The following is a 26,396-nucleotide window of genomic DNA, read 5'->3' on the forward strand; positions in this document are numbered from 1 at the left end:
TTGTGTTTTTCGCTTGCGTTGAATCAATCAATGCATCAATCAAACGCCCACGTGTAAAGGACGTCCAGCGCATTATTGGTGCCGGTCTGGAATTGCAGGGTGATGCGGCGGTTCAGCTTGTAGCGCAGCTTGACCAGGCTCGTCGCCGTGCTCGTGCCCTGCTCGAACGTCAGGTAGGCGCGCGACGACAGCCGCTTGCCGACGGTGACGACCGTGCTTTCCAGTCCTTGCGCCTGCGACAGGCCCACTTCGTCGAGGCCCAGCGAATTGGCCAGCTTGCCCTGCAAGCCGCCGCCGGAGCCGCCGAAGAGGGCGCCTGCGGCCGTCGTCAAGAGCGCCATTTCATCGCCGGCCGCCGTTTCCGCGCCGTGGCCCAGGATCAGCCAGGCCAGCTTGTCGCTGTCCGACACGCTTGGCGTGGACACCAGCTTGGCCGTCGGCGCCTGGGCCGTGCCGCGCACTTCCACGCCCGCTTCCACATTCGTTTCCGACAGGGCCTCGCCTTCGGGACGCTTGCGCACGGCCAGGATATTCAGCGAGGGGTTGTCGTAGGCGCCCGTGAAGGCGATCAGGCCCCGTTCGATCGACAGTTTCTGGCCGTAGGCTGCGTATTGACCTGTGACAACCTTGATGCTGCCCGTCACGCGCGGCGCGGCGCGGTTGATGACGCGGGCGCGCACATTGCCCGCCAGGTCGGCGTCGAGCCCCATGCCGCGCAGGTGGAAGTTGTTGCCGAGGTCAAACTCGAGGTCGATATTCAGGGGCAGCGACGGCGCTTCCTTGCCGCCCTTGGCTTCCTTGCCCAGCACCACCACGTCGCTGCTTTGCGTGGGGGTATCCTGCGGCGCCAGTTCGATCAGCGCGCGGTTGGCCTTGAACTTGCCCTCGAAGCTGAAGCGCTTGTCGTTGCGCACCAGGGTGCTGTTGCCCGACAGCACCAGGGTGCGGTCGGGACGCGACAGCGCCTGCAGGCGGTCGGCCAGCAGTTTCAGTTCCAGGCTCGCTTCGCCATTCGCAAAGCGTACCCAGCCATCGGCCTGCACCTTGCCGTCGCCGCCGTCAAAGCTCAGGCGCTGCAATTGCAGCTGATCGCCGGCCAGCTTGGCTTGCAGCACGCCATTGCGCAATTTCAAGCCCTGGTCGGCCCAGTTCACCAGCAGCTTGCTGCCGTTGATGTCGCCATTCAATTGCGGCGCGCCGATGGTGCCGCTGCCGGACAGCGCCACTTTCAGGGCGCCGCCCAGTTCCAGGCCCGGCTGGCCCGTCAGCGGCGCCAGCCACGCCAACGAATCGATATTCGTGGTGCCCGTCAGCGACAGGGCGCTGTCGTTGCTGATGCGCCCGCCCAGCATTTGCACGGTGGCATTGATATCGCTCTGGCCCGCGCGCGCGCCGTCGAGTTTCACGGCCAGGCGCAGCTGCTGGTTGGCGACATCCACGCGCGCATCGAAGGTGCGCAAGCCCAGCGCCAGCGGCTGTTCCACGCCCACCGTCACGTCGCCTTTTTCGCGGTAGACGTGCAGCATGCCGGCCAGCGAGGGATCTTTCTGTTTCGCCGTCGGCACCTGCATGTCGAGCGACCATTGCGCGCCCAGGGTCAGGTCGCTGCGCGCATTGGCCTGCAGCGAAGGAATGACTTGCGCCAGATAGGTCAGGGCCACGCCGGCCGCCTGGCCGGAACTGGTCCAGCGGGGGCCGTTCTTGACGAGGCTTTGCATGGTGAAGCTGCCTGCCGGCAATTTGATGACGGTATTGCCCACGCTGATCTGCTCGGGCTGGCCCAGGCCCGCCACGCCGCTGCCGGCCGCTCCCGCCACCTTCACGGGCACGGGCGCCTGCAGCACGAGCGCATAGCGGCCCTTGTTTTGCAGGCTGTCGATCGTGCCCGTCCAGGCGGCGCCGCTCTGGCTGCCCTTGACTTGCACTGTGGCATCGAAATCGTCATTGCGCGCCGTCAAACTGACCGTATGGCTGCCGCGCGTGCCCGTCGTGCCCAGGCGGGCGCTGGCCAGCTTGAAGGTGGGCGTGGCGTAGCCCGTGATCTCCAGGCTGCTGACCATGGGATCGAGCGCGCCCTGGCCGGCGCCCACGCTGGCGCTGCCTTTCACGGCTTTCAATTGCTGGTCGCCAAAGAAGGTCAGGTCCTTGCCATCGAGCGTCAGCTGCGCGGCGGGCGCGTCCATCTTGCCCGAGACGGAACCGGCCGCATGCAGCACGCCGGCAAAGCGGGGGCCCAGGGTCGACAGTTGCGGCGCGTCGAGCTTCCACGTCAGCTTGTCGGTGGCGCCGCCCAGCGCGCCCTTGGCCAGCAGGCTGTTCGGCCCCAGGCGCAATTCCGTATCGACGCTGTCGATGCGTTGCGCGTTGGCGGACAATTTGGCGTAGCCGGCCAGCGGCGCGTTTTGCAGGGTCGATTCGCGCAGGGCCAGGTTGAGGGCCACTTGCCAGTCGCTCGTCAAGCGTCCGCTGCCGTTGAAGTCCGCGTTGACGTTGCCGTTGGGCAGGGATGCGCCAAACGCGGCCGGGTTGATCTTTTGCAAGGAACCCGTCATTTTCAATGCCGCCTGCTGCTTCGGCCCCGTCAAGCCCACGTCGCCGCTGGCGTGGATGGCGCTGTCCGCTGCCGGGCGCTTGCCGCTGGCGAGGCCCAGTCCTTTCGCGTCGGCCACAAAGCTCGTGCGCGGCTGCTGCAGTGTGCCCTGCAGCACGCCGCTGGCCAGCACCGTGCCCAGCAAGTCGCCCTGCAGCGCGGACAGCTGGCGCGCATCGACATTCCAGTTCAGCTTTTCGCCGGCGCCGCCAAAGTTGCCCTTGGCCGTCATGTTGTTCTTGCCCAGCGCCAATTGCACGTCGATGCCGCTGAAATGGGCCGCATCGGCCGTCAGCTTGCCCTTGCCCGACAAAGGCTGGTCGAGCAGCTTGCTGGGGCGCACGGTAACGTCCGCATTCGCCAGCCACTGGGGCGCCACATGGCCGTTGGCGCGCACGTCGAGGTTCAGGTCGGCCACGGGGAAGGCGCCGAAGTCGGCGGGATTGAGGCGGCTGGCGCTGGCCACGGCCTTGAACGGTTGCTCATCCTTGAGGCTGATCTGGCCCGTCGCGTTGACGCTGCTTTTGCCTGCCTGCAAGGTGGCCTTGCGCAATTGCACGAGGGAATCGGCAAGCGTCGCTTCCACGTCCAGGCGCAGCTTGGCTTCGCCCAGTGTTGCGCGCAGGGTTTGCGTCTTGCCGTCGCTGTCGAGCACGATATCGCCGGCGATCTTGGTGCTGTTGATGCTGCTGTACATGTGCTGCAAGTCGATCTTGTCCGTGTGCAAGGCCAGCTGCGCCGTGCCGATGGGCGCGTCGGCGGCGTCGCGGTTGAGCTTGCCGCCGCCCGTGAACTTGCCCGCGTTGCCGAAATCGATGATGGCCGATTCCAAGGTCGTGGCCGTCAGGGTGCCGCCCAGGCGCGCCTCGAACTGGCGCAGCGGCAGCTTTTGCTGGTCGATGGGGCCCGGCGTGGCGTGGTTGAGGATGGCCAGCTTGCCCGATACGGTTTGCCTGGCCGGCCGGGTATCGATGGCGGCATCGAGTTCCAGGCTCAGGTCCGCCTGCGGCATGGTGGCGTCGAACTTGCCCGGATTGATGTTGCGGCCACGGATGCTGGCCGAGCGCAGGATGATGACGGGGTCGAACGGCGCCAGCGCCAGCCGGGCGTCGGCCGTGGCCGCGCCCGCGCTGCCCTTGGCCGTGACGTTGAGCAGGTTCAAGTCGCCGCCCAGTTGCAGGGCGAGGGCGGCCGGTTTTTCACCGGCGGCAGGGTTGATCTGCGTCAAGGCCGCCTTGCCTGACAGTTTGAACGGCTGCGTGGCGGCAATCGTCGCGCTGGCCGTGGCCTGGCCGAACGGCGTGACGGCCGAGGCGTCTTCCAGCTGCCATTGCGACTTGTCGCCCGACAGGGTGAAATGGATCTTTTCAAACACCGTGTTGCCGCCCGCGCTGACGAGGGTCACCTTGTCCAGGCGCGCGTCGGCAATGCCGATTTTAAAGGGCGCGGCCAGGCTGGCGGGCATGGTCGACGGTTCCTCGGACGGCGCCGTGCTTGCCACGGACAGGCTGGCCACATGCAGTTCGCTGATGGCGATGCCTTCCGAGAAGAACTGGAACGGCGACCAGTTGATGTCGATGTTGTCGGCCGTGATGTGCTGCGTCTTGCTGCGGTAGCTGACGTGGCCCAGGTGCATGCGGTTGTACAGCGAGCCGGATACGCCCGACACCGCGATGTCGCCGCCGCTGGCGCTGGCCACTTTTTGCACCAGCATCTGCAAGGTCGATTCGCGCCCCAGGAACCAGAAGGCGGCGCCCAGCAGCACGGCCAGGCTGGCAACGGCGATCAGCACGTAGCGCACCCAGCGGCGCGGTTTTTTCGCCGGCGGTGGCGGCGCGGCGTCGTGGGACTCGGTAGAAATATCGGACATCAGAAAGTGAATCCCAGAGAAAAGTGCAAACGGTAGGCGTGGACGGCGTGGCCATACGCCACGTCGACATTGATGGGGCCGACGGGGCTCTTGTAGCGCCCGCCCAGGCCGTAACCGGATTTCGGCGTCATGGCCGTTTTGACCGTGTCGGCCGCGTTGCCGGCGTCATAGAAGGCGGCAATGGCCCACTTCGGCTTGAACCAGTACTGGTATTCGGCGCTGCCGGTGAGCATATAGCGCCCGCCGATGGTGGCGTCGCCTTCCTTCACGCCCAGTTCCTGGTAGCCGTAGCCGCGCACCGACTGGTCGCCGCCTGCGCGGAACAGGTAAACGGCCGGCACGCCGCGTTTTTCCTTCGAGCCCAGCGCGCCCATTTCGCCGCGCACGATCAGCTCGCCCTTTTCACCGAGCGGACGGTAATACACGGCCTTGCCGGCCACGCGCACGAAGCGCTCGTCCGTCAGCACGGGCAGCAGGGCGCCGCCCACCTGGGCGTTGATGACGTAGCCCCTGGTGGGGAACAGCAGGCTGTCCAGGCTGCGCTTGGTGATGGCATAGGTCAGCGGCAAGCTCTTGCTGCGCGTCTGCTCCAGGCCGACGACGGTCTTGTCTTCGCTGAGGAACTCGAACGTCAGGCTGCGTTCGAGGTTGGTGCCGCCCCAGTTGCGCTTGGCCGAGATGGTGGTGACGGCCGTGATTTCATTGGAAATGTCGCTGCGCTCGAACGAGGCGCCCGCGCTGTCGTTGTAGCCGCGCTCGGTGGTGGGAAAGTAAAAATTGGCGTGCGCCGCCTGTTTTTTCGTTTCCATGGTGATCGCGCTCTTGAAGCGCGTGCCCCACACGTTCAGGTTGTCATAGTTGAGCTGGGCGCGATTGCCCGTGTTCGTACTGAAACCGAGACCGGCGCTGACGTTCTGTTGCTTGTTTTCCGTCACGCGCACGACCAGCGGCAGCAGCGGCGCGGGGCCGCGGCTGGCGGCCCTGGCTTCTGGCGCGGCACCTGCGGCCTCGGCTTGCTGGCTTTCCTGGCCCGCCTCGATCTGCTCGCCCAGGATGCTGCTCATGTCGGCACTCACTTCCACGCTGGCAAAGTAGCCCGTGTCCTGCAGGCGCGCCTGGAACGATTGCAGCGCCGACTCGCTGTAGTAGTCGCCCGGGCGTATCTTGTCGAGGTTGCGGATGATGCTGGCATCGTAGCGCTTCAAGCCTTCGATGCGCAGCTCGCCGAAGCGCAGCTCGGGGCCGCTGTCGAGCACCACCAGCAAGGAGACCTTGTGCGTTTCCGGGTCGACCACGGCTTGCGTATCGACCAGCTGGGCGCGCGGATAACGCGTCTGCACCACTTCGCGCAGCAGCGCGCGCTTGGCGGACTCCCATTCCGCCTGGCGGAACACGCTGCCCGATTTCAGCGGCCAGCTGCGTTTCAAGGCTTCCGTATCGAAAGGCTCGGAGGCGGCCAGCGGCGGCGTGGGGTCGAAGCCGCGCAATTCCAGCTCGACCTTGTCGACGGTCACGGGCTGGCCCGGCTCGACGTCGACGATGACGACGGGTTTGGCGCCCGTCGTATCGACGCGCACCGTGACGACGGGCGTGTAATAGCCGGCCGTGGCGATGAGGTTTTTGGCTTGCTCGGGCGTATCGCGCACGAGGCGCTGCAATTGCTCGCGGTCCATGCGCGGGTTGCCGCGGAAGCGTTCCAGGTCCAGGTTCTTTTCCAGCAACTCATCGAGGTCGCCGGGCGCGTTCACCTTGACTTCATACTGCAGCGTGGCGGTCGCCGCCTCCGTGGCGGCGCTGCTCTCTGCGGCGGCGTCTTGCGCGCTCTCTTGCGTGCCTTCCTGCGCGGCCGCATGGGCGGCGGGAAACAGCAGGATGGCGCTGCCGGCGGCGGCCAGTGTCAGTTGACCCATTACTTTTGTCACCACTTGTGCCAAAATTCGTGGTCGTATCGCCTTGCCGGCAGCTGTGTGCCGTATGGGTCGTGCAGAAAACATGGTGCTCCAGATGAGTAAATGCTGACTGCATGTTACCGGAATAGGTAAACTGATGGCGGACGAATAAGTATTTTTTGCGCCGGGAATCACGTTTCCCCGCGCACGATTGCAACAGAATAAAATTGAAAAGAAAGAAATTATGCTAGCAACTGACTCCGCACTGGTGCTCTTTAGCGGTGGGCAAGATTCCACCACCTGCCTGGCCTGGGCCTTGAAGCACTATAACCGCGTGGAAACTATCGGCTTTGACTATGGACAGCGCCATGCGATCGAGCTGACCGTGCGTCCCGGCGTGCTCGAGCAGATGCGCCGGCACTCGCCCGAATGGGACAGCCGCCTGGGTCCCGACCACATGATCGACCTGTCGCTGATTTCCGCCATTTCCGATACGGCCATGACGCAGAACGTCGAGATCGTCATGCAGGAAAACGGCTTGCCGAACACGTTCGTGCCTGGACGCAACTTGCTGTTCATGACGGTGGCCGCCACCGTGGCCTACCGCCGCGGCTTGACGGTGCTGGTGGGCGGCATGTGCGAGACGGATTTTTCCGGCTACCCGGATTGCCGCGACGACACGATGAAAGCGCTGCAAGTGGCCCTGAACCTGGGCATGAACACGCGCCTGAAGCTGGAAACGCCGCTGATGTGGCTGGACAAGGCGCAAAGCTGGGACCTGGCGGAAGACCTGGGCGGCCAGCCGCTGGTCGACCTGATCCGCAGCGGCACGCACACCTGCTACCTGGGCGAACGGGGCCAATTGCACGACTGGGGCTATGGCTGCGGCACTTGCCCCGCCTGCGCCTTGCGCGCCAACGGCTACCAGCAGTACGCGGCGAGGAAGGCCGCCAAGTAAGGAATTTTGCGCCGTTTCTTCAAGCGGCGCGGCAGGGGAACCAGCCATGCTGTGGTTTTTGCCACAGGAGCATCTTGCCATGACATCCGTCTTTGCCGCGCTGTACGGCCCCGTGTTCTGGGCCGGCTTCATCGGCGCCGCCAGCTGGTTAATTGCTGTTAGACAACATTCCCTCTGGGTCTTGCCGCCCTTGCTGCTGCTGGCCCTGCTCACCTCGTTTCTTGCGGAACGTTATCTTCCCTACGATGGCGCGTGGAACCACGCCCAAGGCGACGGCTGGCGCGATGCCGTCCACGCGCTCGTCAACGAGGCGCTGTACCTGTTGGGCCTGGCGGCCTTTCCCCTGCTGGCGGGGCACCTGGCGCTGGGGCCGTTCTGGCCCGGCGCCTGGCCGTTCTGGGCGCAGCTGCTGCTGGCCATCGTCATCGCCGATTGCGGCATCACGCTCGTGCATTACCTGAGCCACCGCTATTATTTTCTGTGGAAACTGCATGCCGTGCACCACAGCGTGCAGCGTCTGTACGGTTTCAATGGCTGGATGAAACACCCGCTGCATCTGCTGCTGGAAGCGGCGGGCGGCATGCTGCCCTTGCTGCTGCTAGGCATCCCGGAGCGTGTCATGGCCGTGCTGGCGTTTGCCGTGGCCATCGAGCTGTTGCTGCAGCATGCGAATGTCGACATGCGCATGGGATGGCTGCGCCATGTGTTCGCCTGGGCGCCGCTGCACCGTTTCCACCACATGAAGTACGGCACGGCCGGCGACGTGAATTTCGGCCTGTTTTTTACCTGCTGGGACCGGATGCTGGGCACGCGTTTCGATGCACCGGGCTACCGCATGCGGGGCGAGGACCTGGGCATCGGCAGCCGTCCCGACTATCCCGTGGCCTACCTGCCGCAATTGCTCGAACCGTTCCGCGCGGAAGAGGGCGTGCGCGCGCCCGAGCTGCCGGCCGGCTTGCGCAAGGGGGCTTGAGCGACAGGTCAATCGAGCAGCGTGACCTTGAGCTGGCGCAAGCTGCGGTCGGCGCGCACGCCGAACAGGCTGCGCATGGTGCGCGAAAAATGCGCGGCGTCGGCAAAGCCGGCGCCGTGGGCCGCCTCCGTCAGGCTACTGCCGAGCAAGATGAAACGGATGGCCAGGCGCAAGCGGCGCCACAGCACCAGCCGCCGCACGGGCAAGCCCAGCTGGGCGCTGAACAGGCGTTCCAGCTGGCTCAGCGACAAGTGTGCCGCTTCGGCCACGGCGGCCGCGCTGACTTTGCCCGACAGCAGCGCATCGACCCGGTCCAGCGCCCGCTGCACGCGCGCGTCGGCCAGGGCCAGGCGCGGCTGCGCCTGCAATGCGGCGGCGATGCCGTCCGGCGTGGGCGCGTCTGCGCCGCCGGCCGCCGCCAGCAGGGCCGCGCCGCCCAGGCGCTGCGGTTCCGCATAGATGGTCAGCATGGGCGACGGCGCGGCCACGATGGCGTGCGGGCGCAGGCTGTCGACCAGCAAGTGCCGCGCCGTGTGGACGACGCCGTCGCGCTGCGCCGTGAAGGGCGCACCCGTGCTCAGCATCAGCTGGTGCGCGTAATGGGCGTGGCTGTCCGTGGCGCCCGCTGCGCCATGCAGGATGGCAAAATCCGGCGCCAGCCACAAGCTTCCCTGCCAGCTGGCTTGTTGCAAACGAAACTCCCTGTTGATGGATCGGCGGGGCGATCATAACAGCAGGCGAGCGATGGTTCCCATGGCATCGAATTTTCTGCGGGCATACATAATTTCTCGCATGAAATGTGTGGTCTTTTTAACACAAAATACAGCATTGCCAGCCCGCCCGCTGTAACGTACTATCATTCTCATCGACTACCGATGGTAGTCGTGCAGCCCGCTGCCAGCCTGCGGCCCCGAGGTGGTTTGATGAGCCCGTCATGCATACACGCGTGTTCCCGTCGTGGTTTTCCAGGCCAGTGTCGCAGTGGATAGGGCCGCGCCTGTTTGCCGCGCTGGTGCTGGCCCTGTGCCTGGGACTGACCTACGGCGCCTGGCACAATGCCGACGACGCCAGCGAGCAGCAGGTACAGGCCGATTTCGATTTCCGCGTGCGCGAACTGGTGGGCAGCATCGTGGGCCGCATGCAGACCTATATCCAGGTGCTGCATGGGGTACAGGGCCTGTATGCGAGCTCGCAGGAAGTCACGCGCAGCGAATTTCATGCCTACCTGGCGGTGCAGCAGGTGGACCGGCATTTTCCCGGCATCCACGGCATCGGCTACCTGCCGCTGCTGGCGGGCGGCAAGCTGGCGCGGCACGAGGCCCAGGTGCGCGCGCAAGGCTATCCCGGCTATGCCGTGCGCCCGCCCGGCCAGCGGCCATGGCATGCGCCCATCACCTATCTGGAACCTTTGAGCGACAGCAACCTGCTGGCGTTTGGTTACGACATCCTGTCCGAACCCGTGCGCCGCGCCGCGCTGGAGCAGGCGCGCGACACGGGGCAGGCCGCCATGACGGGCAAGATCCGCCTGGTGCAGGATGGCGGCAATGCTGAAGTGTATGGCTTTCTGATCGTGCTGCCCGTGTATGAGAATGGCTTGCCGCAGGGCACTGTAGAGCAGCGGCGCGCCGCCCTGCGCGCCTGGGTGTTTGCCCCATTTCGCATGGGCGACCTGATGGCGGGCGTGGGCGGCGAGGGTTCGCGCCAGCTGGACCTGGAAATCTATGACGGCGCGCAGCTGGCCGAGGCGGCCCTGATGTATGACAGCCTGCCGGGCGCGCAGTCGGCCGGCGCTTCTTCCACCCTGGCGGCGCAGCAGGCGATCACCATCGCCGGCCATGCCTGGAGCCTGCGCGTGCGCGCCATGCCCGGCTTCGACGGCGAGATGCTGGCGCGGCCCCGCGTGGTGGCCTGGACCGGCGTGCTGGCCAGCCTGGTGCTGGCGCTGGCGGCCTGGCTGCTGGCGGCGGGACGGGCCCGCGCGCAGGCGGCATTGGCGCGCGCCAGCGAGCTGGCCGGGCAGCTCGAGCAGGGCCAGGCCAGCGTGCTGGCGATGGCCGAGGCAGCGCAGCGCAGCCAGGCCATGCTGCGCAATATCCTCGATTCCACCATCGACGGCATCCTGGTCGATAACGTCAACGGCCGCATCTTCACCTCGAACCGGCGCTTCCGCGACCTGTGGCAGGTGCCCGACGCGCTCGACTGGCAAGCGGACGGCGATGCGCTCGTGCACCACGTCGGAAGCCAGCTGGAGCAGGCGGCGCCGTTCCTGGCGGCGCGCGCGCATGCGCCGCAAGGCCATCGCGAGCGGCGCGACGTGCTGCATTTGCGCGATGGCCGGGTGATCGAGCAGTACGTGCGCAGCATGCAGTTGGGCAATGAGCAGGCACGGCTGTGGACCTTCCGCGACATCAGCGAGCGCAGCCAGATGGAGCGGCGCGAACACACGCGGCGCCAGGTACTGGAAATGCTGGCCACGGGCGCGCCGCTGGAACGGGTGCTGGAAAGCGTGGTGCTCAGCGTGCAGGCCGACCATCCGGCCATGCTGTGCAGCATCCTGCTGCTCGACGAGAGCCGCCACCGGCTGGTGCTGGGGGCGGCGCCGGGCTTGCCCGCATTCTTCAACCTGTCCAGCCACGGCCATGACCTCGATACCCTGCAGGGCGTGCATGGCATCGCGGCGCAAGCCGTGCGCGGCGGCCAGCGCGTGATCGTGGCCGACCTGCACGGCGATGCGGATGCGCAGCAGACGATGGAGCTGGCTTGGCGGGCCCAGCTGCAATCGTGCTGGGCCGAGCCCGTGCGCGGCGGTTCGGGCAAGCTGCTGGGCGTGCTGATGGCGTATCACCGCCAGCCCGCGCTGCCCAGCGCCGCGCACCTGGCGCGCCTGGGCGAGGCGGCGCACCTGGCCGGCATGGCCATCGAGCAGGCGCAGGTGGCGCTGGCCCTGCGCGCCGGCGAAGCGCGTTTCCGCAGCCTGTACGACCATGCGCCCGTTGCCCTGTGGGAACAGGACTGGTCGGCCGTGCGCGCCGCGCTCGATGCCCTGGAGCAAGCGGAGACGGGCGACCTGGGCGCGCATTTCCAGGCCCATCCGGAAGAGCTGAAACGGCTGGCGGGACTGGTGCGCATCATCGACGCGAATGGCGCGGCGCTGGCGCAGGTGCGCGCCAACGAGGAAGACCAGCGCCGCGGCGCCCTGGGCCTGGCGCAGAATTTCGACGACAGCGCCTTGCCCCGTTTTGGCGACGCCCTGCTGGCGCTGGCCGGCGGCGCCCACCTGTACGAATGCGAGAGCAGCTTCGTGCGCCTGGACGGCGCGGCGCGGCAAAATGAGCTGAGCCTGCTGGTCATGCCCGGCCATGCGGACAGCCTGGACTTCATCATGGTGTCCTCGCTCGACATCACCGAACGCAAGCGCATGAATGCGGAACTGCTGCAGCTGGCGACGACGGATTTCCTGACCGGCCTGCCGAACCGGCGCCAGTTCATGGCGGCGCTGGAAAACGAGCATGCGCGGCTGCAGCGCGAGCTGGCCAGCTGCGCCAGCGTGCTGATGCTAGATATTGATCATTTCAAGCGCGTCAACGATGAGCATGGCCACGCCGTGGGCGATGCCGTGCTGCGTCACCTGGGTGCGCTGATGTGCCAGGCGCTGCGCAAGGTCGACGTGCCGGGCCGCGTGGGCGGCGAGGAATTTGCCATCTTGTTGCCGGGCACCGATCTGGCGGCGGCGGCCGTGTTTGCCGAACGGCTGCGCCGGCGCGTGGCGGAAAGTTCGCTGACCATCGACGGCGGCATAGTGATCACCATTACGGTGAGCATCGGCATGGCCGCCATGGCCGGCACCGATGCCGATTGCGACGCCGTGCTGGCGCGCGCCGACGAGGCGCTGTACCGGGCCAAGCGGGGCGGGCGCAACCGCATCGAGCAGAATGACGGCGGCGGCGACGGCGTGCTCAGCAAGTTCATGGCCCAGTGACTACAGGCTGTGCTGGCGCGCCTGCGCCTGCTTGCGGTTGCGGCTGACGATGTACCAGACAATGGCCACGGGGATCAGCAGCGGCAGCAGCACGGGCGTGCTCAGCGCCAGGGCCAGCACCACGCAGAAGGCCACGCCGGCCACCAGCACCACGCCCACGCCGGCCAGCACGACCCCCGTGACGACGGCGGCGCACACCACCGCGATGGCCGCGATCAGCAGGCCGCCGCCGGCAAACACGAGGCCGAACAGCCACTCCAGCGGACCGTCGATCTCGTCGCCGTTGAACGCCATGTGCATGTCGCTGCCGGCTATCTTGTCGAGGAACAGACAGGCAAGCATGACGATGAGGGCGAAGGTGAGCAATTTTTTCATGATGGGCCTCTGTGGATGGGTGACTGGGTACTGCATGCTCACACTGTAGCGGCGCGCGGCAGGCGCGGCCAGCGGCGTGCGACAGGCCGTCATTTTCGCGGTATGGAAGGTCTGTACGGGCAAAAAACACTGATCTGCAACAAGATTTCTTTTCTTGTAATACGCGCAAGCCGTCCTATACTGAATACCTCAGTCTCGCAAGGAGGGCAACATGCTTTTGTTTGCAGATACCGGGGATCAATCGCTATCCCTTTCCCACCATCGAACCACGCGCCAGCGTAGCGCCCCGCAGTCCTGCGCCGAGCCCGTCGGCGCGCCATCGGCGATTCCGCCGATCATCATCACCCCATTCAATTACCATGCACCGCTGCCGGCCATCGACCCGCGCTGGGTGCCGCCCGGTCCGCCCCTGACCTGGCCCAACCGGCCTGCCATGTCCATGTGCTGACCGCAGCCGGGGAGGCAGGCGCGTCCGTGCCGCGCAGCCGGCGGCACGGACGTGCCTGCGGCTGTCGCCAGCCTGTGCTGGAAGGAAATATTGAGCGTGCCGCCGCGCCTGCGGCAAGGCGGCACGGCGGGCTGATTTCGTCTATCATGCTAGCCCCGACCCTCCATCACGAGCACCGCCATGAGTACCGATTTTCCCGATTTTTCCGATGAATCCGCCGAGCAGGACAATGACGCCCCGATCCAGGAGCCGCGCCTGTGGGTAGGCAACGGCTGGACGGCGCGCGTGATCAAGAACGAGGAAGATGAAGGCTGGGCCGTGGCCATGATCAAGGACGGCGAGCCGGAACCGGCCCTCGTGGGCCCGTGGACCATGGGCCGCGACAAGAAAAACCCGAAGCCGCTCGACGTCAACGCCTTCAACACCCTGGTCAAGACGGCGTCCGAGGTGCTGCGCCGCCACGAACAGCAGCTGCATGCGCAACTGCACAAGAATGTCTTCGTCGCCACCGACGAGGGGCAGATCAAGGTGATGTTCGACATCGTGCCCGACGAAGACCACCCGTACGCGGAACTGAGCGCCTACGACGCCGACGGCGAACAGATCGCCAAAGTGCGCACCTCGGCCGCGTTCAAGTTCAACGCCACAGCCGCCGCGAACTGGATCGAAGGCGGCTACCGCAGGCCTTGAAAGGCGATTGCGGTAGCGCGCGCCTCTATTTACTCAGCTGTACCGCCACGCCTTCGGGCGCGGCTTGCATTTCCAGCTCGTCTTCCCTGCGGTAAGCCAGCCGGTACAGCAGCGGCAGCACCAGCAGCGTCAATGCCGTCGACGACAAGATGCCGCCGATGACCACGGTGGCCAGCGGGCGCTGCACTTCGGCGCCCGTGCCCGTGGCAATGGCCATCGGCACGAAGCCCAGCGAGGCCACCAGCGCCGTCATCAAGACGGGCCGCAAGCGCGTGATCGCTCCCTCGCGTATCGCTTCCTGCAAGGGCATGCCCTGCTCGCGCAGCTGGCGGATGTAGGCGATCATCACCAGGCCGTTGAGCACGGCCACGCCGGACAGGGCGATGAAGCCGACAGCGGCCGAGATCGACATGGGGATGTCGCGCAGCCACAGAGCGACGATGCCGCCCGTCAAGGCGAACGGGATGCCGCTGAAGACCAATACTCCATCCTTCACGTTGCCGAACATGGCGAACAGCAACACGAAGACGAGGGCCAGCGCCACGGGCACCACCAGTTCCAGGCGTTTTGTGGCCGACTGCAGCTGCTCGAACTGGCCGCCCCAGCTGGTCCAGTAGCCGGCGGGAATGGCCACCTGCGTCTGCAACTGCTGCGTGGCGTCGGCCACGAACGAGCCGATATCGCGCCCGCGCACGTTGGCGCTGATGACGATGCGGCGCTTGGCGTCTTCGCGGCTGATCTGGTTCGGCCCCGGCGCCACTTGCAGGCTGGCTACTTCACCGAGCGGGATGAAGCGGGCGCGGCCTTCCGCCGCCGCGCCCAGGGGCAGGGCGATGGGCAGCCGTTTGAGTTGCTCCAGGTCGCTGCGCAGGCTGTCGGGCAGGCGCACGACGATGTCGAAGCGGCGGTCGCCCTGGAACAGCGTGCCCGCCTCTTGCCCGCCGATGGCCGTGGCGATCGCCGCTTGCACGTCGGCAATATTCAATCCGTAGCGCGCCGTCTGCTCGCGGTCGATCTGCACCGTCAGCATGGGCAGCCCCGTGGTCTGCTCGACTTTTACCTCTGTTGCGCCGGGAATCTTGCCCAGCACGCCAGCGATCTTCGCCGCCGTGCTGTCGAGCACGCCCATATCGTCACCGAACAGTTTGACGGCCACGTCGCTGCGCACGCCGGAAATCAGTTCGTTGAAGCGCAGCTGGATCGGCTGCGAAAACTCGTAGTTATTGCCCGGCAAGCTGGTGGCCGTCGCTTCGATTTCCGCCAGCAATTGCTCGCGCGACTTCTTCGGTTGCGGCCATGCGTCGCGGGGTTTCAGCATGATGTAGCCGTCGGAAATATTCGGCGGCATGGGGTCCGACGCGATCTCGGCCGTTCCCGTGCGGGCGAACACGCGGGCGATTTCCGGGTGGTTTGCCATCAGCTTGCTTTCCAGTTGCTGCTGCATGGCCAGCGACTGGCTCAGGCTGGTGCCGGGGATGCGCAGGGCCTGGATGGCGATGTCGCCCTCGTTCAGGCTGGGCACGAATTCGCTGCCCATGCGCGTGGCCAGCAAGCCCGACAGCAAGACGGCAACCGCCGCGCCCGTCAACACGACGGGCGTGTTGCGCATCACTTTACCGAGCAGCGGTTCGTACCAGCGCTTGGCCGCGCGCATGATGGCGTTTTCCTTCTCCGCCACCTTGTCGCCGATAAACAGCGCCACGGCGGCCGGGATGAAAGTGATCGACAGCAGCATGGCGCCGAGCAGGGCGATCACCACCGTCAGGGCCATCGGCGTGAACATGCGGCCTTCCACGCCCGTCAGCGCGAAGATGGGCAGGTACACGACCATGATGATCAGCTGACCATACAGCAAGGGACGGCGTGCCTCTTGCGATGCCGCAAACACTTCGTGAAAACGTTCCTGCAAGGTCAAGGAGCGTCCCAGTTTTTGCTGCGCATGGGCCAGGCGGCGCACGCAGTTTTCCACGATCACCACGGCGCCATCGATGATGATGCCGAAATCGAGCGCCCCCAGACTCATCAGGTTGGCGCTCACATGGTATTGCACCATGCCCGTAAACGTGAACAGCATGGCCAGCGGTATCACCATGGCCGTGATGACGGCCGCGCGGATATTGCCGAGGAACAAAAACAGGATGGCGATTACCAGGACCGCGCCTTCCAGCAGGTTTTTCTTCACCGTATTGATGGCCTTGTCGACGAGCACCGTGCGGTCATACACGGTGACGGCGTGCACGCCTTTCGGCAGGCTGCGGTTGATCTCGATCATCTTCTTGTCGACGGCTTGCGAGACGGCGCGGCTGTTCTGCCCGATCAGCATGAAGACGGTGCCGAGCACCACTTCGCGGCCGTTTTCCGTGGCTGCGCCCGTGCGCAGCTCGCGCCCCAGCACCACGTCGGCCACGTCGCGGATGCGGATGGCCACGCCCTGCACATTGGCGACGACGATGTTGCCGATGTCGTCCTTCGATGCCACCTGGCCCGGCGCGCGTATCAGCAGCTGCTCGCCCTGCCTTTCGATGTAGCCGGCGCCCACGTTGCTGTTGTTGCGCTCGAGCGCCGTCACCACGTCTTGCAGGCTGATGCCGTAGGCGGCCAGTTTTTCCGGATACGGCGCCACCTGGTATTGCTTGGCGTAGCCGCCGATGGCATTGATCTCTGTCACACCCGTGACATTGCGCAACTGCGGCTTGATGATCCAGTCCTGGATTTCGCGCAAGTCCGTCGGCGTGTACGGCGTGCCGTCCGGCTTTTTCGCGCCCTCCTGCGTTTCCACTGTCCACAAATAGATTTCACCGAGCCCCGTGGAAACGGGCCCCATCTTCGGCGTGATGCCGGCCGGCAAGCTTTCCTTGGCTTCCTGCAGGCGCTCGTTGATCATCTGGCGCGCAAAATAGATGTCCGTGCCATCCTTGAAGATCACGGTCACTTGCGACAGGCCATAGCGCGACAGCGAGCGCGTCTGTTCCAGGTTCGGCAAGCCGGCCATGGCCGTCTCGATGGGGAACGTCACGCGCTGTTCGGTTTCCAGCGGCGAATAGCCGGCGGACTGGGTATTGATTTGCACCTGCACGTTGGTGATGTCGGGCACGGCGTCGATGGGCAGCTTTTGATAGCTGTAGATGCCCAGGCCTGCCATCGCGGCCACGGCCAGCATCACCAGCCAGCGCTGGTCGATGGCGAAGCGGATCAAGCGTTCAAACATGATGGTTTCCTTTCGTTTGACGTGATCAATGTTCGTGGCCGGCGGAGTCCTTGCCCAGCTCGGATTTCAATACAAAACTGCCTTGCGCCGCGTATGGCGTGCCGGCGGCCAGGCCCTGCTTGATGTGCGTCAACGTGCCATCGCTGCGCCCCGGCACCACGGGCGTGGCCTGGTAGCCGTCCTTGACCTGCACGAAGACGACGGGCTTGTCTTCCACCGTCTGGATGGCCGTGCTCTGCACGGTGACGGGCGCGTCCGCTTCGCCGGACACCACTTCCACCGTGACGAACAGGCCCGGGCGCCACGCCATGTCCGGGTTCTGCAAGCTGATGCGAGCTTTCGCCGTGCGCGTCTGCTCGCCCAGCAGCGCGCCCACGTAGGTGATCGTGCCTTGCGCACTGGCATCAAAAGCGCTGGCTTTCACCTCCGCCTTGCCTCCCATGCGCACGGTGGCCAGGTCCTTCGCCGGCACGGCGATTTCCGCCCACACGGTTGACAGGTCGGAAATGACGAAGATGTTCGCGTCTTCCTTGACGGCTTCGCCCAGGGTGATGTGTTTTTCCAGCACCATGCCGTCGAACGGCGCGCGGATGTCGTAGCGGTTCAGCGGCCCCTTGCTGCTACTGCTGGCGCCCAGCGCGCTGAGCTTTTGCTGGGCATTCTGCACGGCGATTTCCGCCTCGCGCCACGCTTGCTGGGCCTGGAGGTAATCTTGCTCGGCAGAAATTTTCTCGCGCCACAGTTTTTCTTCGCGCTCATACGTGGAGCGGGCCAGCGACAGCCGCCGCTGCGCCGACAGCAGTGCGCTGCGCTGTTCCGACAGTTCCGTGCTGGCGATGACGGCCAGGATCTGCCCCTTTTTCACCAGCTGGCCCAGGTCCGCCTGCACGGCTTCCACCACGCCGGCCAGGCGCGGCACGACGTGGGCCGTGCGGTCTTCGTTAAAACGGATTTCGCCGGGCAGGGCCACCGTCGTCTTGATGCGGGCGGGCGCGGCCGTGGCGATGACGACGCCGGCCGCCTTGCCTTGCGCCGCCGTCAATTCCAGCCGGCCTTCCACTGCCTCGTGGCCGTGTTCGTCTTTCTTTTCAGCATGGGCTTCCGCCTTGGCGGCGGCGGGCGGCGGAGCCTTGGAATTGCCCGTGCCGAGGATGAAGATGGCCAGCACGATGCCGGCGGCCGCGATGGAGGCGATGGCGATCGCCTGTTTTTTGTTGAGTGTGATGTTCATGGAGGGTGTTCCTTACAGGGAGGCAGGGGCGCCCAGCAGGCGCTCGATCTCGGCGGCGGCGTGCTGCGCTTCCGTCAGCGCGCGCAGGTATTGGTTCTTGGCTTGCAGCAAGGTGCGTTGGGCGTCGAGCACGTCGAGGAAGGCGAACTTGCCGAACTCAAAGCCCTTGCTGGCCGCGTCGTAGGCGCTCTGGGCGCCGGGCAAGATGTCCTGGCGCAAGCTGTCCACGTCGAGCCGGGCCGTGGCCAGGCGTTCGCTGGCCACGGCCACGGCCGTCTGCACGGCGATGCGGGCGGCGGCCAGCTCGTCGCTGGCCTTGTCGCTGCGGCGCAGGGCGTCGAGTTTGTTGCCCGCGTTGCGGTCGAACAGGGGCAGCGGCAGGGCCAGGCCGATGATGGCCTGGTTGCGGCCCAGTTCTTCCGAGCGCTTCATGCCGATGCTCACCGTGACGTCGGGCGTGGCGCGCCGCTGTTCCACGTCCAGCATGGCTTGCCGCTGGGCCAGCGCGCTGCGCGCCTGGCGCACGGCCGGGGCTTGCTCCAGCCGTGCCGCCAGTTCGCTGCCTGGCGGCAGCGACGGCAAGGTTTCCAGGCGGCCCTCGGCCACGCCAAAGCGGGGCGCGGCGTTGCCCCACAGGGCGGCCAGGCGCTTGCGGGCGCCAGCCAGGGCGCTGCGGGCCAGGTTCAGTTCCAGCTTGACGCTTGCTTCGGCGACACGGGCGCGGGTTTCCTCGACGGGCGAGGCCTTGCCGGCCGTCACCCGGCGCGCCGTGATGTCGCTGGCGCGGGCGGCCAGCGCCTGCGCGCTGTCGGCCAGGCGCAAGCCTTCCTGCGCCGCCAGCACGTCGACGAAGGCGGACGTGACGGCCGCGCGCGTGTCGGCTTGCTGTAGCGCAAGGCCGGCCTGCGCCAGTTCCTGGCCCTGCTGGGCGACGGCGGCGCGCGCGCCCCGCTTGCCGCCCAGCTCGATCAACTGGTTCAGCTGCACGGTGGTGCTGCGCGTGGCGCGCCGCGTGTCTTCCAGCACGGTTTGCAGTTCCGGGTTGGGCAGGGCGCGCGCCTGCTGCAGGGCGCCGCCCTGGGCCGCCAGTTCATGGCGGGCGGCCGACAGGGKGGCGTTGCCGCCTTCGGCCAGGGCCAGCGCGGCAGGCAGCGTCAGCGGGCCGGCGGGTTCTTCAGGTGTTTGCGCGTGCGCAAAGTTGCCGGCCAGCAGGCCAGCGGACAATAACAAGATGATTCGGTACATCGAATTCTCCAAAAGCATGGAAAAGAATTCGACGGGACGCGCAGGCGGGCGCCTGGCTTATTGCGATCAGTGAAAGAAACGTCCCGTCGGCCTAGGTGGCCGACGACCAGTCAGGGCGCTTGGGCACGTCCGGGATGTGGGAAGCGTAAAAGAAGGGAGAGCTGTCCGCATTCACGGACGCCGTGTCGCCGACGGGCAGGCTGGAGCCGGCCGGCAGCCACGCGTGGCCGATGCCGTGGCAGACGTTGCAGTCGCTGTGCGGCTGGCCTTTTGATTGCTTATCGGCAACTTTTTTGTCGGCGCCGGGTTTCTTGTCCGCATCCGCCTTGTGCTGGTGGTTGTGGTGGCCCAGGTGCTGTGCTGCCTTGCCTTCCTCGTGCAGGCAATACGCGCTCGCCGCGGCCCAGGACATCTGGAGCGGAAGCACGAACAGCAGCAAAATGAGGAAGAATTTTTTCATGTGTGTGGCTATTGTACAGAAAGGCGGGCGGCCGTGCCCATGTCAGCGCGGCTGGGCGCGCCACGCCTTCAGGTGCGCGGCGATGGCCTTGCCCTGGAATAGCTGCGGTTCGGAATGCTCTTCTTCCTCCATGCCGCCCTCGAGGAAATCGGCCGCCTCGCGCGCCTGCACCAGCACCTTGGCCTTGTCGAACGCCTCGGCAAAGCCGGCGCTGTTCGGCAGCGCTTCCTTGAAATACGCTTCGCTGAAGTAGGTAAAATCGTTCTGGTCGTCGCAGCCGAACGAGGTGCGGTCGCTGCGCGCGGCCGTGATGATGAGGGTGTTGTCATCTTTCAATGGTGCAATGAAGCCGCCCGCATAGCAGGCCGAGATGACGATGACTTTCCAGCGGATGCCGCTGTGCCTGAGCATGGACGCCAGCTCCTGCGCGGGCAGGCCGTGCAGGTCCATGCCGTTTTGCGCCAGCGCCAGTTCGTGCTCGGGCGAGCCGTGGCTGGTGAGAAACAAAAACAGGATGTCGTTCTTCTTGTCCATCTTCGCGCCCATGCTGTCGAGGCTGGCACGGATGCTGGTGCGCGTGGCCATCGGCTGCTGCGCCACCGTGTTGCGGCTATTGACGAGCATCAAGGAGCGACCCACGGTGCCGAAATCGCGGTCGAACTGGCGCTGCACGAAGGCCGTTTCGCGGTGAAACACTTCCTGCGCGCCGTCGCCGGCCACGCCCAGCAGGTAGAGATTGATCTTTTTCGCCGCATCGCGCGGCGCGATGCGCGCCAGGGCGCCGTCGAGCAGGCGCCTCTGCTGGTACAGGGCCAGTTCGATATTGTCGCGCGTGAGCTTGTCGGCGGCCGGGTCGTCCAGCTGGCCTTCCGTCCAGTTGCCGCTGTCTTCGCGCCGGCCGTCCGCCTGCGCCACGGCGTAGCGCAGCACGCCCTTGCCGTCGAACTGGCCATTCTTGAAGCTGCCCCGGTATTCATCGCCGTCGGCCGTGCGCAGCACGCCTAGCCCGTCGAATTTCCAGTCTTTCAGCGCGCCCTCATAGCGGATGCCGTCGCTGGTGGTGACCTTTGCCTTGCCCAGCACCTGGCCCTGGACGAATTCGCCCTCGAAGACGGTGCCGTCCGTGTCGGTCAGCTTGCCGGCGCCGTGCGGGCGCCAGTGCTTGAACTGGCCTTCGAAGGTGGCGCCGTCGGCGCCCTGGAAGCGGCCCGTTCCTTCGAAGCTGCCCTTGACGAAGCTGCCCGCATAAATCTCGCCCTTGGGCGAGGTGTAGCTGCCCTGGCCGTCGAAGGCGCCCTGGCGGAACTCGCCCGTGTATTCCACGCCCGAGGCCTGGCGCAGCTTGCCCTGGCCGGCAAACACGCCGCGCGCGAAGCCGCCCTCGTAAAACGCGCCGCTCGCGTATTCGAGCCGGCCCTGGCCGTGCATCTTGCCGTCGACGAGGGGGCCGAAATAGCGCCCGCCGTCGGCCGTTTCCGCCGCCGGCGCCCGTCCGTCCGGCGCGGCGCACAGCGGCGGCATGCCCAGTGCGGCAAACGCCAGCAGGGCGGCGAGGGTGTAGGGGCGAAGCGAGGCGCGTAGCGTGGCGGTCATGAGGACGGTCTGGTCTGTAGGAAGGGGCCTAGTCTGCCACCGTATCGCCAAGGTGGCAAATGCGCGCGTGACGTGTGTTGCTCTGCTTCAAGGCAAGATTCCACATTTTATGCCGTGCCAAGGCGGGACTGAACTGATAATATTGATTTTCAGAACATATCGACACAAGGGACACAGTCACCCCATGGAAAGCCGTCTCAGCCGCCTGGAAGCCGTTCAAACCGTGTTGCTGGAAATCGGGCAGCGCTCGAGCACCTGCAGCGATATCAGCGAGTTCCTGCAGGCGGTGCATGCGGCGCTGGGACGCATCATGTATGCGGCCAACTTTTACGTGGCCCTGAGCGACCGCGAAGACGGCCTCGTGCGTTTTCCCTATTTTGTCGACGAATTCGACGCCGCGCCCGACCCGGACGCGGGCGTGCGCCTGGCCAGCGCCGCGCAGTCGCCCACGGCGTGGGTCATCGTCAACCGCAAGCAGCTGGTGATGACGGCCGACGACGACGCCATGCGCGCCATCGGCGGCGGCGCCTGGGGCGGCGGCACGGCGGCCGAGCACTGGATAGGCTGTCCGCTGCTGGACCAGCAGCACCAGGTGCTCGGTGCCATCGTCATCCAGAGTTACGACGCCCAGCACCGCTTCAGCCTGGAAGACCAGGCCCTGTTCGCGCTGATCGCCACGCACGTGTCGAGCGCCCTGCAGGGCATGCAGAGCATGGACCGGCTGGAAAAGGCGGTGCAGGAGCGCACGGCCCTGCTGGCGCACGAGGTGGCCGAGCGCCGGCGCGCGGAAAACCTGCAGCATGCGCTGTATGAAATCGCCAGCCTGTCGGCGCAGGCGGCCGATGCGACGACCCTGTACACGCGCCTGCACGCCATCATCAGCGGGCTGGTGACGGCGAAGAATTTCCTCATCGCCTTGTACCACCCGGACAACAAGGACATCACGATCCCGTATTTTGTCGATGAAAAGGATGCCCAGGCGCCCGTGAAACGCTTTCATTACGGCATCGGCATGAGTTCCTATGTGCTGGCGCGCCGCCAGGCCTGTTTGCTCGATGCCGGCAGCTATGCGGCGCTGGTGGCCAGCGGCGAGATGGACGAGCCGCTGGGCAATACCGGCATCGCCAGCTGGATGGGCGCGCCCATGCTGCTGGGCGAGAGAAAGTATGGCGTGATCATCGTGCAAAGCTACGACGAATCCGTCGTGTATGGCCAGGCGGAACTGGACGTGCTGGCCTTCATGGCCAGCCACGTGGCCGTGGCGATGGCCCGCATCCAGGCCGACCGCGCCATGCGCGAGGCCAAGGCGGCGCTGGAAGAGCAGAACGCGGCCCTGAACAGCGCCCTGAGCGCCTTGCAGGAAGCGCAGTCGGAACTGGTGCGCCAGGAAAAGCTGGCGTCCCTGGGACGCCTGGTGGCGGGCGTGGCGCATGAAATCAATACGCCGCTGGGCATCTGCGTGACGGCCACCAGCCATCTGGTGCAGGAATTGAAGCTCACGCGCGAAGACCTGGCGGGCGGCCAGCTCGACGAAGACGGCTTGCAGCAGTTTTTCGACATCGTCGACCAGACCCTGCGCATCATGACGACGAACACCCAGCGCGCCGCGGCGCTGGTGCGCAGCTTCAAGCAGGTGGCCGTGGACCAGTCCTCGGACGAGCTGCGCAGTTTTAACTTGCGCAAATACCTCGATGAAGTCCTGCTGTCCTTGCAGCCCAAGCTCAAGGGCAAGCCCGTCAAGGTGGAAATCGATTGCGCGCCCGAGGTGCAGCTGCGCAGCTATCCGGGCGCCGTGTCGCAGATCGTCACCAATATGGTGGTCAATTCACTGGTGCACGGCTTTGCCGAAGGCGAACCGGGCAAGATCAAGCTGTCCGCCCGGACGGCCGGCGAGATGCTGGAACTCGACTACAGCGACGACGGCATGGGCATGGACAGCGCCACCCTGGGCCAGCTGTTCGACCCCTTCTTCACGACCAAGCGGGGCTCGGGCGGCAGCGGCCTCGGTGCGCACATCCTGTATAACCTGGTGACGGGGCCGCTGGGCGGGACGGTGAAGGTGGTCAGTGCGCCGGGGATGGGCTTGCACTACAAGATACGTTTCCCGCTGGAGCCGAAGAGTGCTTGAAATTTGAAACTTGAAAACGGCGGGCCGGAGACGCGGGCCTGAGAAAATGCCGATGGCGGCGTTGCGGCTCCTTGCCGTACATGCGTACTGTCTGCGTCGCCGCGCCTTGCCCTCGGCATTTTTCAGCTCCGCTTGGCCTGGAATGCCCGTGTTGTGGTCTTGCGCCGCAGCCTGGTTTGCCAGTGTGCGGGGGGCAGACCCTCAGGGTCTGACCCCGGTATTTGTTCTTGGGTTAAATCTGGAGCCTAATCCGGGAAACGTTGATTTAACGCAAGCGCCTCGTCGAGGTTTGCAATCAGCAACTCCACATACTGCGGATCGAGGTGGCTGCCGCTCACTTCGCGCAAATAGCTGACCACGCGGGCCAAAGGCCAGGCGTCCTTGTAGCAGCGCTTGTGCATGAGGGCATCGAAGACGTCGGCGACGGCGGCGATGCGCGCGTATTTGTGGATGTTCTCTCCCACCAGGCCTTGCGGGTAGCCGCTGCCGTCGTATTTTTCATGGTGCTGGTGGGCGATCACGGCCGCCGCTTTGAGCAGCGGGCGCTGCGAGCCGTCGAGGATGGACATGCCCACCGTCGGATGCTGCTTCATGATTTCCCATTCGGCCGCGTCGAGCTTGCCGGGTTTCAGCAGCACGGCGTCGGGCGTGGAAATCTTGCCGATGTCGTGCATGGGCGCCGCGTGGCGCAGCACCATGGTTTCCTCTTCCGACATGCCGGACGCCTGCGCCAGCAGCTGGCACACTTCGGCCATGCGGCGCACGTGGTTGCCGCCTTCGTGCGAGCGCGATTCGACCACGTCGCCCAGGCGCAGGATCAGCTCGGCCTGGGTATCGGTGATTTCCTGCGTCAGCAGGATGTTGTCGAAGGCGATGGCCACGCCGGAGCAGAACACTTCCAGCAGCTGCGCGTCGAGGTCGGAAATCTCTTCCACCCCCTTGAGTACCAGCAAGGAGGCCTTGCCGCTACTGTTGGGAAAATAGCCGACATAGGTGTCGCCGTGCAGGCGCGAAATCTTGTTGCTCTTGGCGTGGTCCAGCTGCGACAGCAGGGAAGGGCTGAGCATGCCGCCGTCGGCGTCCAGGTCGCCGATCTGCGCGAGGATTTCATAGTCCTGTTCGCCCGTGATGGCGCTGGCGCCGCGCAGGCGCAGCAGCATGCTCGTTTCCAGGCGCAGCAGGGCGACGACCTGCTGCAGCAGGCCGCTGGCAAAGTCGCGCAGGTTGCGCTGCTTGAAGATGTGCGCGGAGGCGGCGATGACGCGCTCGAGGCCTTCGCGGTAATGGAGCTGGGCCTGGCGCGCTTCTTCCACCTTCATGATGTCGCGGTAGGCGCGCAGGGCGGCAAAGGTGGTGGTAAACAGCTTGGTGCGGTCGAGTTCCGTCTTTTCCTTGTAGTCGTTGATGTCGTAATTGACGATCACCCGCTCTTCCGGCGCCTGTCCCGGCTGGCCCGTGCGCAGCACGATGCGCGTAAACTGGTTGCCCAGGTCTTCGCGCATCCAGCGCGCCACCTCGAGGCCGCTGTCTTCGCGTTCCATCACCACGTCGAGGAAGACCAGCGCGATGCCGTCCTCGCGCGCCAGCACCTGCTTGGCTTCGGCGCCGCTGTAGGCGTGCACGAAGCTCAGGGCGCGGCCCTCGAGGCGGAAACGGCTCAGTGTCAGTTTGGTGATGTCGTGGATATCGGGTTCATCGTCGACGAGCAGGACTTTCCAGGGAGGTAACTTGGGCGATGCTGAAGACAAAAATGACATAGGGGCGAGTTCCGCTAAAAGGCATAACTGACGCAATGCTGAGACGCCCGCGCCAGGAATTCCTGTGCGCCACTACCGGCGTTGCGCGTTTTTCGGGCGCATTTTGTCGATTGTAGACCGACAGCTAGGTATTAACAATAAGCAAGAAGAATTGACTAAAATCATGCAACATTCATGCTTTAAAAACACTTTAAATTCATGCTGGCAACACTATCCATACTTTATCGCTTAGGCAACTATATTTTCAAGACAATACTTTGTTTTAATTAATATTGCCAATGAATCTGTAAAAAAAGTCGGCGAACGCCCCTTGTTCGTTACGCTGTGCAAGAAAAGTAACAATGTATAAGTTTCACTTTAGAATGAAACTGGTGGCGATATACTGAAAAGTATAGAAGTGGCCTGAGGCCACCAACATCTCTTGAAAGGGCACACCATGAAAAAGAACACGACGCGCGGCTTTATTGCCGGTCTTGCCTTGCTGGCGAGCAGTGCCGCCTGGGCGGGCGCGCAAGTACATTTCAACAAGCCGGAGCAATTCACGGATGTATCATTCGATCAGATGGAGCGCGAGAAGGTACTCAAGGATTTGGCGGCGCATTTCGAGAAACTGGGAGAGTCGCTCAAACCAGGGCAAACCCTGAAGATCGACGTGACCGACCTGGACATGGCCGGGCGCGAGAACCCCTCCATGCGCACCACGCAGGATTTCCGCGTGATGACAGGACAGGCCGATTGGCCGCGCATGCGCCTGCACTACGTGCTGGAGCAGGATGGCAAGGTCATCGGTAGCGCTGATGCGGCCCTGTCCGATATGTCCTATATGACGCGCATCAACCGCTATTCCAGCGGCGACAAGCTGCGCTACGAGAAACAGATGATCGATGACTGGTTCTCGGCCACCTTCGGTACGCCAGTGAAGCGTCCGGCCCGCAAGTAAGCGGCCAGCGCGCGCCGCCCCGTGCGGCGCCTGCGCTCGCACACAAGGTCAGCGCCAGCGGC

At 65.3% G+C, this 26,396-nt stretch carries 17 protein-coding genes; 7 read left to right on the forward strand and 10 right to left on the reverse strand.

Annotated features, from left to right (window positions below; genetic code table 11):
- Nucleotides 1-35 precede the first annotated feature (35 nt).
- Nucleotides 36-4,460 (reverse strand): translocation/assembly module TamB domain-containing protein, encoded by a 4,425-nt coding sequence (locus CBW50_RS10740; protein ID WP_086145530.1) that lies wholly within the window; start codon nt 4,458-4,460, stop codon nt 36-38.
- On the reverse strand, nt 4,460-6,370 hold the full coding sequence (locus CBW50_RS10745) for an autotransporter assembly complex family protein (RefSeq protein WP_086145531.1): 1,911 nt from the start codon (nt 6,368-6,370) through the stop codon (nt 4,460-4,462). The genes CBW50_RS10740 and CBW50_RS10745 overlap by 1 nt, the downstream gene beginning before the upstream one ends.
- A gap of 223 nt (nt 6,371-6,593) precedes the next feature.
- On the opposite strand from CBW50_RS10745, the gene queC reads away from it, so the two are divergent.
- Nucleotides 6,594-7,307: a 7-cyano-7-deazaguanine synthase QueC gene (queC, locus tag CBW50_RS10750; protein WP_086145532.1), complete on the forward strand. Its 714-nt coding sequence runs from the start codon at nt 6,594-6,596 to the stop codon at nt 7,305-7,307.
- Nucleotides 7,308-7,386: 79 nt separating this feature from the next.
- On the forward strand, nt 7,387-8,280 hold the full coding sequence (locus tag CBW50_RS10755) for a sterol desaturase family protein (RefSeq protein ID WP_086145533.1): 894 nt from the start codon (nt 7,387-7,389) through the stop codon (nt 8,278-8,280).
- An 8-nt stretch (nt 8,281-8,288) separates the two neighbouring features.
- On the opposite strand, the gene CBW50_RS10760 is transcribed toward CBW50_RS10755, so the two are convergent.
- A complete protein-coding gene (locus CBW50_RS10760; RefSeq protein WP_086145534.1) occupies nt 8,289-8,972 on the reverse strand; it encodes an AraC family transcriptional regulator in 684 nt (227 codons plus the stop codon).
- 242 nt (nt 8,973-9,214) lie between these two features.
- Between CBW50_RS10760 and CBW50_RS10765 the strand changes: the two genes are divergently transcribed.
- Complete coding sequence (locus CBW50_RS10765; protein WP_226936311.1) at nt 9,215-12,259, forward strand: CHASE domain-containing protein; 3,045 nt, start codon at nt 9,215-9,217, stop codon at nt 12,257-12,259.
- Here the strand turns inward: CBW50_RS10765 and CBW50_RS10770 are convergent, their stop codons facing one another.
- On the reverse strand, nt 12,260-12,634 hold the full coding sequence (locus CBW50_RS10770; protein ID WP_086145535.1) for a hypothetical protein: 375 nt from the start codon (nt 12,632-12,634) through the stop codon (nt 12,260-12,262). It abuts the gene before it with no gap.
- A gap of 211 nt (nt 12,635-12,845) precedes the next feature.
- Here CBW50_RS10770 and CBW50_RS28780 point away from each other — a divergent pair, with 211 nt between their 5' ends.
- Both CBW50_RS28780 and CBW50_RS10775 read left to right on the forward strand, forming a co-directional pair.
- Nucleotides 12,846-13,082: a hypothetical protein gene (locus CBW50_RS28780; RefSeq protein ID WP_139842471.1), complete on the forward strand. Its 237-nt coding sequence runs from the start codon at nt 12,846-12,848 to the stop codon at nt 13,080-13,082.
- A 180-nt stretch (nt 13,083-13,262) separates the two neighbouring features.
- Complete coding sequence (locus CBW50_RS10775; protein ID WP_086145536.1) at nt 13,263-13,772, forward strand: hypothetical protein; 510 nt, start codon at nt 13,263-13,265, stop codon at nt 13,770-13,772.
- 25 nt (nt 13,773-13,797) lie between these two features.
- Here the strand turns inward: CBW50_RS10775 and CBW50_RS10780 are convergent, their stop codons facing one another.
- From CBW50_RS10780 to CBW50_RS10800, 5 genes are all read right to left on the reverse strand, one after another.
- Nucleotides 13,798-16,980 (reverse strand): CusA/CzcA family heavy metal efflux RND transporter, encoded by a 3,183-nt coding sequence (locus CBW50_RS10780; RefSeq protein WP_086145537.1) that lies wholly within the window; start codon nt 16,978-16,980, stop codon nt 13,798-13,800.
- A gap of 25 nt (nt 16,981-17,005) precedes the next feature.
- Entirely contained in the window at nt 17,006-18,211 is a 1,206-nt protein-coding gene (locus tag CBW50_RS10785; RefSeq protein ID WP_086145538.1) for an efflux RND transporter periplasmic adaptor subunit, read from the reverse strand.
- Between the two features lie 12 nt (nt 18,212-18,223).
- Nucleotides 18,224-19,456: a TolC family protein gene (locus CBW50_RS10790; RefSeq protein WP_139842472.1), complete on the reverse strand. Its 1,233-nt coding sequence runs from the start codon at nt 19,454-19,456 to the stop codon at nt 18,224-18,226.
- A 91-nt stretch (nt 19,457-19,547) separates the two neighbouring features.
- Entirely contained in the window at nt 19,548-19,916 is a 369-nt protein-coding gene (gene czcI / locus CBW50_RS10795; protein WP_086145539.1) for a cation efflux protein, CzcI family, read from the reverse strand.
- Nucleotides 19,917-19,958: 42 nt separating this feature from the next.
- Nucleotides 19,959-21,509 carry a C13 family peptidase gene (locus tag CBW50_RS10800; RefSeq protein WP_086145540.1) on the reverse strand — a complete coding sequence of 517 codons (1,551 nt, stop codon included), beginning with the start codon at nt 21,507-21,509 and terminating at the stop codon, nt 19,959-19,961.
- A gap of 184 nt (nt 21,510-21,693) precedes the next feature.
- Between CBW50_RS10800 and CBW50_RS10805 the strand changes: the two genes are divergently transcribed.
- A complete protein-coding gene (locus CBW50_RS10805; protein ID WP_086145541.1) occupies nt 21,694-23,637 on the forward strand; it encodes a GAF domain-containing sensor histidine kinase in 1,944 nt (647 codons plus the stop codon).
- Between the two features lie 245 nt (nt 23,638-23,882).
- Here CBW50_RS10805 and CBW50_RS10810 read toward each other — a convergent pair whose 3' ends face one another.
- A complete protein-coding gene (locus CBW50_RS10810; RefSeq protein WP_086145542.1) occupies nt 23,883-25,394 on the reverse strand; it encodes a DUF3369 domain-containing protein in 1,512 nt (503 codons plus the stop codon).
- Nucleotides 25,395-25,830: 436 nt separating this feature from the next.
- Between CBW50_RS10810 and CBW50_RS10815 the strand changes: the two genes are divergently transcribed.
- Complete coding sequence (locus CBW50_RS10815) at nt 25,831-26,334, forward strand: DUF3016 domain-containing protein (protein ID WP_086145543.1); 504 nt, start codon at nt 25,831-25,833, stop codon at nt 26,332-26,334.
- Nucleotides 26,335-26,396 lie beyond the last annotated feature (62 nt).

The sequence above is a fragment of the Janthinobacterium sp. GW458P genome, from assembly GCF_002127585.1.
Classification (GTDB): Bacteria; Pseudomonadota; Gammaproteobacteria; order Burkholderiales; family Burkholderiaceae_D; genus Janthinobacterium.

Coding starts and splice junctions, on each gene's coding strand:
- CBW50_RS10740 (WP_086145530.1), bottom strand. CDS start 4,460: ATGTCCGATATTTCTACCGAGTCCCACGACGCCGCGCCGCCACCGCCG.
- CBW50_RS10745 (WP_086145531.1), bottom strand. CDS start 6,370: ATGGGTCAACTGACACTGGCCGCCGCCGGCAGCGCCATCCTGCTGTTT.
- queC (WP_086145532.1), top strand. CDS start 6,594: ATGCTAGCAACTGACTCCGCACTGGTGCTCTTTAGCGGTGGGCAAGAT.
- CBW50_RS10755 (WP_086145533.1), top strand. CDS start 7,387: ATGACATCCGTCTTTGCCGCGCTGTACGGCCCCGTGTTCTGGGCCGGC.
- CBW50_RS10765 (WP_226936311.1), top strand. CDS start 9,215: ATGCATACACGCGTGTTCCCGTCGTGGTTTTCCAGGCCAGTGTCGCAG.
- CBW50_RS10770 (WP_086145535.1), bottom strand. CDS start 12,634: ATGAAAAAATTGCTCACCTTCGCCCTCATCGTCATGCTTGCCTGTCTG.
- CBW50_RS28780 (WP_139842471.1), top strand. CDS start 12,846: ATGCTTTTGTTTGCAGATACCGGGGATCAATCGCTATCCCTTTCCCAC.
- CBW50_RS10775 (WP_086145536.1), top strand. CDS start 13,263: ATGAGTACCGATTTTCCCGATTTTTCCGATGAATCCGCCGAGCAGGAC.
- CBW50_RS10780 (WP_086145537.1), bottom strand. CDS start 16,980: ATGTTTGAACGCTTGATCCGCTTCGCCATCGACCAGCGCTGGCTGGTG.
- CBW50_RS10785 (WP_086145538.1), bottom strand. CDS start 18,211: ATGAACATCACACTCAACAAAAAACAGGCGATCGCCATCGCCTCCATC.
- czcI (WP_086145539.1), bottom strand. CDS start 19,916: ATGAAAAAATTCTTCCTCATTTTGCTGCTGTTCGTGCTTCCGCTCCAG.
- CBW50_RS10800 (WP_086145540.1), bottom strand. CDS start 21,509: ATGACCGCCACGCTACGCGCCTCGCTTCGCCCCTACACCCTCGCCGCC.
- CBW50_RS10805 (WP_086145541.1), top strand. CDS start 21,694: ATGGAAAGCCGTCTCAGCCGCCTGGAAGCCGTTCAAACCGTGTTGCTG.
- CBW50_RS10810 (WP_086145542.1), bottom strand. CDS start 25,394: ATGTCATTTTTGTCTTCAGCATCGCCCAAGTTACCTCCCTGGAAAGTC.
- CBW50_RS10815 (WP_086145543.1), top strand. CDS start 25,831: ATGAAAAAGAACACGACGCGCGGCTTTATTGCCGGTCTTGCCTTGCTG.